The sequence below is a fragment of the Bacteroidota bacterium genome, from assembly GCA_016721765.1.
GTDB lineage: Bacteria > Bacteroidota > Bacteroidia > UBA4408 > UBA4408 > UBA4408.
The window spans coordinates 796,578-807,858 of the sequence record JADKHO010000002.1; the positions used below are offsets into that span (position 1 = coordinate 796,578).

General features: G+C 36.1%; 11 protein-coding genes. All 11 read left to right on the plus strand.

Features of this window, described 5'->3' with window-relative positions; all coding sequences use genetic code 11:
• The first annotated feature begins 44 nt into the window (after positions 1–44).
• From IPP32_11640 to IPP32_11690, 11 genes are read left to right on the plus strand one after another with little or no spacing between them, the layout of a single operon-like run.
• Positions 45–800 carry an ABC transporter permease gene (locus IPP32_11640; GenBank protein ID MBL0048734.1) on the plus strand — a complete coding sequence of 252 codons (756 nt, stop codon included), beginning with the start codon at positions 45–47 and terminating at the stop codon, positions 798–800.
• 16 nt (positions 801–816) lie between these two features.
• Entirely contained in the window at positions 817–2,043 is a 1,227-nt protein-coding gene (locus IPP32_11645) for an ABC transporter ATP-binding protein (GenBank protein MBL0048735.1), read from the plus strand.
• A 41-nt stretch (positions 2,044–2,084) separates the two neighbouring features.
• On the plus strand, positions 2,085–2,720 hold the full coding sequence (locus tag IPP32_11650) for a hypothetical protein (protein ID MBL0048736.1): 636 nt from the start codon (positions 2,085–2,087) through the stop codon (positions 2,718–2,720).
• Positions 2,684–3,523, plus strand: a complete 840-nt coding sequence (locus tag IPP32_11655) for a glycosyltransferase family 2 protein (protein ID MBL0048737.1) — start codon at positions 2,684–2,686, stop codon at positions 3,521–3,523. Before IPP32_11650 ends, IPP32_11655 begins: the two co-directional genes overlap by 37 nt.
• Before the next feature lie 5 nt (positions 3,524–3,528).
• Complete coding sequence (locus IPP32_11660; protein ID MBL0048738.1) at positions 3,529–4,701, plus strand: glycosyltransferase family 4 protein; 1,173 nt, start codon at positions 3,529–3,531, stop codon at positions 4,699–4,701.
• Between the two features lie 33 nt (positions 4,702–4,734).
• Positions 4,735–5,619: an alpha-1,2-fucosyltransferase gene (locus IPP32_11665; GenBank protein MBL0048739.1), complete on the plus strand. Its 885-nt coding sequence runs from the start codon at positions 4,735–4,737 to the stop codon at positions 5,617–5,619.
• Positions 5,616–7,586, plus strand: coding sequence for a glycosyltransferase (locus IPP32_11670; GenBank protein ID MBL0048740.1), 1,971 nt, complete (start codon positions 5,616–5,618; stop codon positions 7,584–7,586). The genes IPP32_11665 and IPP32_11670 overlap by 4 nt, the downstream gene beginning before the upstream one ends.
• A gap of 32 nt (positions 7,587–7,618) precedes the next feature.
• Entirely contained in the window at positions 7,619–8,416 is a 798-nt protein-coding gene (locus IPP32_11675; protein MBL0048741.1) for a glycosyltransferase family 2 protein, read from the plus strand.
• Positions 8,406–9,419, plus strand: a complete 1,014-nt coding sequence (locus IPP32_11680; GenBank protein MBL0048742.1) for a glycosyltransferase family 2 protein — start codon at positions 8,406–8,408, stop codon at positions 9,417–9,419. Before IPP32_11675 ends, IPP32_11680 begins: the two co-directional genes overlap by 11 nt.
• A 3-nt stretch (positions 9,420–9,422) precedes the next feature.
• The gene (locus IPP32_11685; GenBank protein MBL0048743.1) at positions 9,423–10,184 is read left to right on the plus strand and encodes a glycosyltransferase; all 762 of its coding nucleotides are present in this window, start codon (positions 9,423–9,425) and stop codon (positions 10,182–10,184) included.
• Complete coding sequence (locus tag IPP32_11690; GenBank protein ID MBL0048744.1) at positions 10,181–11,278, plus strand: glycosyltransferase; 1,098 nt, start codon at positions 10,181–10,183, stop codon at positions 11,276–11,278. Before IPP32_11685 ends, IPP32_11690 begins: the two co-directional genes overlap by 4 nt.
• Positions 11,279–11,281 lie beyond the last annotated feature (3 nt).

Here is an 11,281-nt window from a genome sequence, read left to right on the forward strand (position 1 = left end):
TAAATTCCTTTTTTTCGATTAAGGAGATTTTAAACTATAAGAGTTTGCTCAGTAACTTGGCGAAACGCGATTTTTTAATTCGATACAAACAAGCCTATATTGGAATAGTGTGGGCTTTGTTTAAACCGCTAATCAGTATTCTAATTTTCGGATACATTTCGAGCAAGATTAACAACAGTGAAAATGCTGCAACAAATTTTGTATATGTAGCTTCGGCTATGCTTTTGTGGCAATTGTTTTCGAATGTGTTTAACGATGTAAGTAATTCCATTTTAGGAAATGCCAACCTCTTTTCAAAAGTGTATTTTCCTAAAATTATTATTCCGCTCAGCAGCATTTTGGTATGTTTGGTGGATTTTGCGATTTCGCTAATAATTTTGATTGTGCTATTTGTTATAGCCGGACAAACGGTGCAGTGGCAAATCATCTTCGCACCCCTATTTGTATTACTCACACTTATAAATGGCTTTGGCATTGGTTTATACTTTGCCACCATCAATGTCAAATACCGTGATGTAAAATTTATTGTTCCGGTTATAATTCAATTCGGAATGTATGTGAGTCCGGTTATTTTTTCGACACATTATTATTTAGATCGACTTCCCTCCTATTTGCATCTGCTATTTTGCCTGAATCCAATGGTGGGTGCTATTGATGGATTTAAATATTGTTTGTTTGGTGGTGATGCCATTTACAATATGAATTATTTTATTTTGTCGATTGTTGTTTCATTTTTGTTTTTAGGAATTGGAATAAAGTATTTCTTTAAATTTGAACGCAGCTTCGTTGACTACATCTAACGTGGAAAAAAATACCATCATAAAAGTAGAAAACTTAAGCAAGCGTTATTTGCTTAATAAAAGTCTTGCTCCCAAGAGTGATACGCTATATGGCACACTTGGCGCTCAATTAAGAAATTTTAAAAACTTAACACGGAAAAAAAAAACAGAGGAATTTTGGGCACTCCGAGATGTTAGCTTCGACATAAAGGAAGGCGACAGAGTTGGAATTATAGGCAGAAACGGCGCCGGTAAATCAACCTTATTAAAAATACTCTCGCGCATCACTCCTCCAACATCAGGCCGTATTGAATTATTTGGACGTGTTGCTTCCTTATTGGAAGTAGGAACAGGATTTCATGGCGATTTATCAGGCCGTGAAAACATCTATTTAAATGGTTCCATTTTAGGGATGACCAAAACGGAAATCAATAAAAAATTTGATGAAATAATTGCTTTCGCAGAAATTGAAAAATTTTTAGATACTCCTGTAAAGCGCTATAGCAGCGGAATGTACGTGCGACTTGCGTTTGCGGTGGCAGCCCACTTGGAACCCGACATCTTAATTGTGGACGAAGTGCTGGCTGTTGGAGATGCTGAATTTCAGAAAAAATGCCTAGGTAAAATGAAAGATGTTTCCGACAGCGGTCGCACTATTTTGTTTGTGAGCCACCAAATGGAAGCCATTCAGAAGCTTTGTAACAGAAGTATCCTATTGCATAAAGGTAGTCTGATAAAGAGCGGAGAAACCAACGAAGTAGTAAAATATTACCTCGATTCGGCAGCCAGCGGGGCATCTACGTTTGACATTCCCTTACCCGAAAATTTTGAATCGCTTAATGGGTATGCAACACAAGCTATAATAGAAGATACTTCCGGAAATAAAATAAGCGAAATTCCAATTGGGAGAGGTTGGCAAGTGCGCGTTTTATTTACCTTGAACAAAGATTTACCGGCATTTGTGATTGGCATTGGAATAGTTACGATGATGGATCTTGCATTTCGCACCACTTGGAGTGAGGCAAAAAGCAGCAGCAAAGGAAAGTATGAGGCGGTATTTGTTTTCGACGACATTATGCTTGCTTCCGGAAATTACAAAATTTTGATAGGGCTTTCGCAGCATGAAGTTACATTTCATTATGTCGACAATTTGGTAAACATTGTAATCTCGGATGTATCAGATTTGATAAATGATAAACGAATAGTAAATTCGAAGAGTGGATTAATACTAAATCAATCGAAAGTAGAAATTAGTAAACTGTAAAAACAATGCAGTTTCTGTAAATAAAAACAAACAACTCGTTCATGAAATTACATTTAGGCTGCGGTCAAAAATACTTTGAAGGATATGTAAATATTGATTATCCAATGAGTGAACACAGTGTGCAACAAAAAAGTGTTGCCGATGAATTGGCCAATTTAACGGAGTTAAACTATCCTGCAAACACGATTGATGAAGTACGTTTGCACCATGTTTTTGAACATTTTTCTCGGCCGGTAACGTGTGCTTTACTTAGCAATTGGTTCCATTGGTTAAAGCCCGGAGGTGTGGTTCATATTGAGGTGCCTGATTTTGAAAAAACAGGGAAGGTAGCATTAAGCAGGTTTAGCAGTGCATCGGCACGTGCAGTAGCATTACGCCATATATTTGGTTCACAAGAAGCGCATTGGGCGGTGCATTATGAAGGACATACACCCAAATCGCTTTCAAAATTTATATCTCTTTTTGGATTCGAAATAAATGAAATTAAGACGAATGGCTGGAAGGGGACTTATAATGTGGAAGTGATTGGAGCAAAAAAAAATATAGAATTATCACCGGCTGATTTTTATACCATCACTGAAAACTATTTATCCGATTTTTTGGTGGATAAAGGCGAAAGTGAACTGATTTTATTGGCCACTTGGATGGATATCTACAAGAAACATGTGCTGCGCTAAGCATGGAATCAGTATCGGTAATTATTCCCACCTATAACAGAAGTTCTCAATTAATAAGGGCAATAAAAAGTGTGCTCGCACAAAGCTATCCGGTACATGAAATATTGATTTGTGATGATGGATCAACCGATGACTCACACAATAAAGTAACCGCTTTAAAAAACGAAAAAATTAGTTGGTTGGATTGCGGAAAAAACGGCAGACCGGCAATTCCACGCAATATAGGAATTTTAAAAAGTAGTGGGAATTGGATTGCATTCCTGGATGATGATGATGAATGGCTTCCTCATAAAATCGAATCACAACTTAAGTGTATAAACGAATCCGGTTTAAAAGCTTCCTGCACCAATGCATTTAAAATAAAATCAAAAGATAGCGCACCTGAGCTGTTTCTTGAACTTGTCGATTCCAATCTTTCTTTTGATGTATTAAAAAAAACTAACTACGTTATCTGTAGCAGTGCATTGGTTCATAAATCGCTATTGGACAAAATTGGAGGCTTTCCCGAAGGAGTTGAATTAACTGCCTTGGAGGATTACGCTTTATGGTTGAAGGTTGCTACACTTTCCGATTTTTGCTACCTCGCTTCACCGCTGTTAAATTATTACGATGCGCCGCAACAAAGCATTCGAAAAAAAGGGCTTTCGCATTGGGAACAAAGAATAAAAGTTTTTAGTAATTTTCTTACTTGGCTCAAAAGTGAAAACCATACTCGCTTTATTTCTGAGGCAAATCAAGAATTGACCGTAGCTAAAAAACAGCATTTTCGCAATCGCCTTAAAACATTTTTTGGAGCAAAATAAAAGGAATGAAAATTTTACACACAGTGGAGTTTTATTATCCTTCCTTAGGAGGAATGCAGGAAGTGGTGAAACAACTTTCTGAACGACTCGTTATGCTTGGGCATGAAGTAACTGTGGCCACCAAATTTTTACCCGAACGAAAAGAAAAAATAATTCATGGTGTGCACATTGCCGAATTTGACATTTCCGGAAATTTCGCAAACGGAATGCAGGGCGAAATTGAAAAATACCAGGACTTTTTACTTCACTCCAACTTTGATGTAATAACAAATTTTGCAGCGCAACAATGGGCCACCGATTTAGCATTGCCTTTACTGGATAAACTAAAAGCAAAAAAAGTTTTTGTCCCTACCGGTTTCTCGGGGCTATTTAATCCGCTATTCTCTGACTATTTTGAGCGCATGAAAAGCTGGATGAAAAATTACGACAAGAATGTTTTTTTATCGGACAATTACCGGGATATTAATTTTGCTCGGGAGAACAAAATTGAAAATTGTACGCTTATTGCGAACGGCGCTGCAGCAGATGAATTTGATATTAAGCCGGATGTTAATTTCAGGAAGCAAATGGGTATTCCCGAAGATGCATTTTTGGTTTTACATGTGGGTTCTTATACAGGTGTGAAAGGACACAGGGAAGCAGTAGAAATATTTTTAAGAGCAGGTATAGCAAAATCCTATTTATTATTGGTTGGTGATAAAAACAAAAATTTTGAATTCAAACTTTGGCGTAAGTTGAGTTGGATGGCTTTATGGCCCTATTTACTTGGCGGTAAAAGCAAAATTAAAATTACTGAATTATCGAGAGGCTTGACTGTTCAAGCTTATTTAGCAGCTGATTTATTTATCTTTCCTTCAAACATTGAATGTTCACCCATTGTGCTGTTTGAATGCATGGCAGCTAAAACACCATTCATTACAACTGATGTAGGCAATGCAGCCGAAATTATTACCTGGAGTAATGCCGGAAAATTAATGCCAACAGCTTTTACTTCCGAAGGAAACAGTAAGGCAAAATTGGATGAATCGGCTCAGTTGCTTTTTCAACTTGCAGCTGATAAATTACAACTTGAGCAAATGAAAAATGCAGGATATCATGCGTGGAAAGAGAACTTTAGCTGGGAAATAATTACTCAAAAGTACCTTCATTTATATCAATCCTTGCTTGCATCGTTTTAAAAAAAGTCTTGTAATTTTGGAGAAATAGCGCAGATGATACTTGTAAAATTAATGGGTGGTTTAGGCAATCAAATGTTTCAATATGCGGCCGGTAAGGCTGTAGCCAGACGTTGTGGCACGGAGCTGATGGTAGATCTTTCATTCTTAGAGCAATTAAATTCAGAAGCCTATACCAAACGTAATTATGAATTGCATGTTTTAAAATGCACTGCAGGTATTGCAGATAATAAAAGCATCCGCAATTTTGAAAAATGGGAAGAAGCCGGAGTAAACAAAACACTTTCCAGGGTATTTCCATTTTTGAAAAGCCACAAAATTTTTCGAGAGCCTCATTTTCAGTACACTTCATCGATTGAAACACTAAAAGATAATACATTGCTAATTGGTTATTGGCAAAGCGAAAAATATTTTAAAACTATCGCAAACGAAATTCGAAATGATTTTGAATTAAGTTCAACATTAGAAGGTGAGAACAAAAAAATTGCACATCAAATACAGCAATCAATCGCTGTGAGTATCCATATTCGCAGAGGCGATTATGTTACAAATGCTGCAGCCGCGAAACATCATCCGGTGTGTAGCATGGAGTATTATCAAAAAGCGATCACTCACATTCAATCAAAAATTTCAAATCCTGTTTTCTTCATTTTTTCGGACGATGAAACATGGGCGCGTAACAATTTAAAAATAGCAGCATCCCATTTTTTTATTCATCACAACAGCGGTGAAAAAAGTTGTTTTGATTTGAAATTAATGAGCTTGTGTAAACACAATATCATTGCCAACAGCAGTTTTAGTTGGTGGGGAGCTTGGCTGAATCAATATCCAGATAAAATTTGTATTCGACCATCAAAATGGTTCAACGACCCTGCAATTGACACGCGTGACCTTTGTCCTGATAATTGGATTGCCTTATGAAAGCACCAAGAGTTAGTGTTATAATGCCGGTTTACAACGGTGAAAAATTTTTGCGAGAAGCGATAGACAGCATCTTGCAACAAAGCTTTGCCGATTTTGAATTGTTACTGATTAACGATGGTTCATCCGATGGGAGCGAAAAAATAATATTAAGCTATACTGACCCAAGAATAAAGTACATTCTCAATTCAAAAAATATAGGTTTAATTGCCACGCTAAATAAAGGCATACAATTATCCTCAGGTGAATATCTGGCGCGCATGGATGCGGATGATATTAGTCTGCCCCATCGCTTTGAAAAACAAGTAAATTTTTTAGATAAAAATATAGCTGTTGCTGTGCTTGCAACTAAAGTGCAACAAATAAATGAGGCCGGAGCTCCCCATGGTTTTTGGAAAGAGGATGTTGAAACAACATCATGGGAAGAGATAAAAAAAACAATGCCCATCTTGAACTGTATTGCGCATCCCTCGGTTATGATGCGTAAAACGGTTATTGAAAAATTTGGGTATAACACCTCTTTAAAATTTTCGGAAGATTGGGGACTTTGGCTTAGTTTGCTATCAGCAAATTATAAAATCGCCAAACTGGATGAAATTTTAATACACTATCGAATACATTCAAGCAGCACCACTATACAGGTAAATGCGAAAGGAGTAGAGAAAAAGATACTTCAATTTAAATTTTCTTACCTGAAAGGCAAACTATTTAAATTCAATAAAAGCGAGACAGATAAAGCAGTTACAAGGTCCTTGATAAAAAACTGCATTCAATATTGGTGTCCTACATTCTTACTTCGTGTTTATTCTTTTTATCACAAAAAGCCTTTTCGAATACTTAGTGAATGGTTAAATAATCGCAATTATTTTAACAGTAAAAAGCTACCCGAAATAATTTTTTTCTTCCCCTTCTACCACACCGGAGGTGCCGAAAAAGTGCATGCCTCCATAGTAGAAGCATGCAATGGAAAAAATGTGTTGGTAATCATGACAGGCAGATCAGACAGCGATACCTATTTAGCTCAATTAAAAAAGCATGCCAACGTATTGGATGTATTTCATGTGTTGGGACTAAGATATACAAAACAACAATTCACGAATCAGCTTTTAAGTCTTGTAAATAAAAATCCAAACATGATTTTGTTTGGTTGCAATTCAGAATTCTATTATGAATTCATAAAATTTGTACCTGAAACTCTACACTGCATAGATTTGCTTCATGCCTTTGGACATGCGCATGAAAATGGTGCAGAACATTGGAGCTTACCGCTCGTTCAAAAATTAAGCAATCGAATAATTATTAATCAAAAAACATTTCATGATTTTGAGTTGCAATACCAACAAAATGGATTGGATGCACGCTTATTGAATCACATTAAATTAATTTCAAATTTTACTCCTTACTATTCACTTTCAGAGAAAAATTTTGACGGGAAACTTATTGCACTTTATGTAGGCCGAGGAACTGCTGAAAAGCGTGTGCATTTAATTTCTAAAGTGGCATCCATCCTGCACGCAAAAAATATACCGGTGGAGTTTCACTTTCTAGGCGATTTGAGGGAAGCAATTCCACAAGAGGATAGAGACCATTGTGTATTTGCAGGAGAAATAAAAGATGAAGTAGAAATGCATAAAGTCTATACTTCTGCACATTTGCTGATGATGGCATCATCCCGCGAAGGTTTTCCAATGGTTATTATGGAAGGTATGATGCATGGATTGGTAACCATCAGCACAGCTGTGGGCGGTATTTCAGAGCATGTTCATTCCGGTGAAAATGGAATATTATTGCATGAAAAAGAAGCGGATGCACTTGTTGATTCCATAGTAGCGGAGATTGAAAGCTTGGTAGCGCATCGCAGCCTTTTGGCCAAACTTTCCCAAAATGCACATGCTTACGCCGTTACCCATTTTCAAAAAAAATCCTTTGAGGAAAAGTATCAACAAATTTTTCAAAAAAACTCATAATCCTTACTACATTTGAAGTGTAGAAACAACAAATGGATTTCAAGCAATTAAAAAAAGACCTTATTGAATTTAATTTTGATTCGCTTTTATTGCGCGTTAAAAAGCTTAAAGCGCTGTTGCTTCGAAGGGTTGTTCTTTTGGGTAAAAAAATTAAACCCAACGAAATTCCGGTTATCATTAACAATCGAAACCGATTAACAACACTCAAACAACTTATTGAATGGTTAGAGAAAATAGGAATGAAGCATATTTATATCATCGACAATGATTCGACCTATCCGCCGCTACTTTCATATTACAAAACCTGTCCGCATAAAATATTTTTTTTGGGCAAAAATGTTGGACATTTGGCACTATGGAAAACGGATATTTTTAATCAATTTAAAAAGAGTTACTACATCTATACCGATTCAGATGTGCTTCCTATAGCGGAATGCCCGGCGGATGCGATTTCCTATTTCATGAAAATTCTTAGTAAATATTCATCCATAGAAAAGATTGGATTCGGATTAAAAATTGATGATTTACCTGAACACTATGCAGCAAAAACAAAAGTGATTGAATGGGAAAAAAAATTCTGGACGAAGGAAATAGCACCCGGAATATTTGATGCTGCGATAGATACTACTTTTGCCTTGTACTGCCCCTATACAAATGGTGCGCAATGGGTTTCGAATGCTTACCGAACCGGTGGAAAGTATGTTGCAAGGCATTTACCTTGGTACGAAAATACAAGCGCTCCCACCGCCGAGGATCAGTATTATCAAGAAAATGTAAAACAAGGCGTTTCACATTGGATTCAAAATTCGCAAGCTGCAAATGAAAAATGAACCCGGCATAAGTATTTGCATCCCCAGCTATAATGGCGAAAAATACCTACGCGAATGCTTGGATTCTTGTCTGAATCAAACCCTTCCCGCAAAGGAAATACTTGTAGTAGACGATGGCTCGAGTGATCAAACACCTGAAATTGTAAAAGCCTATCAGCTGCGCCATCCACACATAAAATATTATCAAAATGAAAAAAACTTAGGGCTTGTTGGAAATTGGAACCGCTGTATCGATTTGGCACGTGAAGAGTGGATTAAATTTGTTTTTCAAGATGATTATTTAAGTTTGAATTGTTTAGAGAAATTTTGTGCCCAAATTACAGATACTTCATTTCTGCTAGTTAGTAAACGTAGTTTCATTTTACCGGAAAACGTGAGCAAAAAACTTAGTACATATTATAAATCGGAAGTGCGAACGTTTGAAAATACGCATCCCATCATCATTAAGCAATACATTTCAGCAAATGAAATTTCACGTTTGGCAGTAGAAAATATTTGTCTCAATTTTATTGGCGAACCTAGCCTTACACTTTTTAAAAAATCCATTGTGAATGAAGTAGGTTATTTTAATGCTGATTTGGCGCAAATTTGTGATTTGGAATTTTTGCAACGTGTTGGAACAAGGCATGGAATAACATATATCCCTGAAAAATTATGTCATTTTAGGATTCATTCAGATTCCACAACCAGCAGCAATCTCGGTTCAAAATCTTTTATCCTCTCCCATATCGATCCCATTATTTTGGTGCATCAGATGCTCTTTGATACTGTTTATACACCTTTTAGAAATTCACTTACTTGGAAACAACTTTTTAAATTAAGGCTTTATCTAAAAATAAGGACTTATGAATCTTTGCTGTTTTCTGAAAAATCGACTGAAAATAAACTTGCATTTGCTAAAACTAGACTTAAGTTTGAGGAAATTAATAAGCGCGCAGTTAATTCCATTAGTTCAAAATGCATCTATACCTTATTGAAATTAAAACGCAGGATCAAATCTTAAAAAATGAAATTTTCAATCATCATTCCCTCCTACAATCAAGAAAAATATATTGAAGCTACTTTTCTTAATGTGCTGGATTTGAAAAATAGGGCAAAGGAAAAAAATATTGAGATTGAAATTTTGGTTTTTGATAGTGAGTCGAATGAGGCTGTTCAAACTATTATTTCAAATTTTGCGGCGCAACTTGATGTGGTAGAAATAAAAAAAGACAAAGGACAATACGATGCCATAAATAAAGGAATATTGGCTTGTACCGGTGATTATTGGACATGGCTAAATACGGATGATACGATAGATTTAGATGGCTTTTTTCACTTAGCAGATATTGTAAATAAAGATGCCACAATCGACTATATTTATGGAGGCGTAAATTATATGGATGCAAATGGAAATTTTCTTAAATCCTATCCTGCTTATCCGTTAAGCTTATCGACATTGGTGCACAAGGACCCTGCAATTTTTCAACCCGGGTCATTTTTTAAAACGGCATTTACAAAAAAAATTGGTTTACTTGCCGACTATCGTTGTTGCTTTGATTACGAGTATGTGATGCGTTGTATAACTATGCATGCAAAATTATACTGTTGCGATTTTGCTTTGGCTAATTTCCGCTTTTATACGGCTTCAAAAACCGGAAGCATCATCCCTGTATTTATTCGGGAGCAATTGCAAATTAGCAAAAAATACGGCCGAACCTCATTTAGTTTTATGACATGGTTTGCCCTATTGCGCCTACTAAAACATTCTTTATTTCCACGCGGATGAAACGTATTTTACTTTTAGCTGATGCAGGTTCAGAGCACACCGAAAAGTGGGCCTTAGGTTTGGCCGATTTAGGATTTGAAATAGGAATTTTCAGCATCGAAGCACCAGCGTATCGCTGGTTTGAAAAAAATAAATCAATCCAATTTTTAAGCAGTGAAATCACGAAGCGACAAAAAAACACTAGATTTTCAAAACTGTCGTACTTAAAATTAATTCCTAAATTAAAGGAGGCAATAAAATTATTTCGTCCCGATATAGTGCATGCGCATTATGCCACCAGCTATGGCATGCTCGCCCGCTTATCTGGATTTAAACCTTATTTTATATCAGCTTGGGGAACCGATGTTATGAAATTTCCTGACCGAAGTTTTATCAATAAAATTGTATTAAAGCGGAATCTCCAAAATGCAGAAAAAGTTTTTGCAACCAGTCAAACAATCGTTGAGTACATTCATAAAGTAATTGATATTCCGGTAACAATAATTCCATTTGGTGTGGATTTAAATCAATTTAAACCTGCACCCAAATTGGCACTTTTTGAAGATGGTACCCTTGTAATTGCTGCCATCAAAGTACTTGAAAGTATTTACTGTATCGATGTATTAATTAAAGCTTTTGCGCGCTTAAAAATGCAACATCCGGATAAAAAATTAGGTTTACTTTTGGTTGGTGAAGGTTCATTGAGACAAGAGTTAGAAGCACTTTGCATACAACTTGAAATTCAGGATTATGTTATTTTTACCGGAAGAGTAAATTTTTCAGAAGTTGCCAAGTATTTTAATACGGCTGATATATTTGTAAATATTTCGGAATATGAGAGTTTTGGAGTCTCTGTTATTGAAGCATCTGCATGTGAAAAACCTGTAATTGTTACAGATGTGGGAGGATTGCGTGAAGTTGTGGAGGAGGGAATAACCGGATATAGAGTTAAAGTACATGATGTGTCAGGCACCGTCGAAGCCCTTGAAAAACTTCTTTTGAATCCTGAAATTCGAAGAAATATGGGAAGGAATGGCAGAAAAAAAGTGCAAGAACTTTATGATTGGAAGATTAATTTAAATCAAATGGCTGAACATTATAATAAAATTATTTAAACA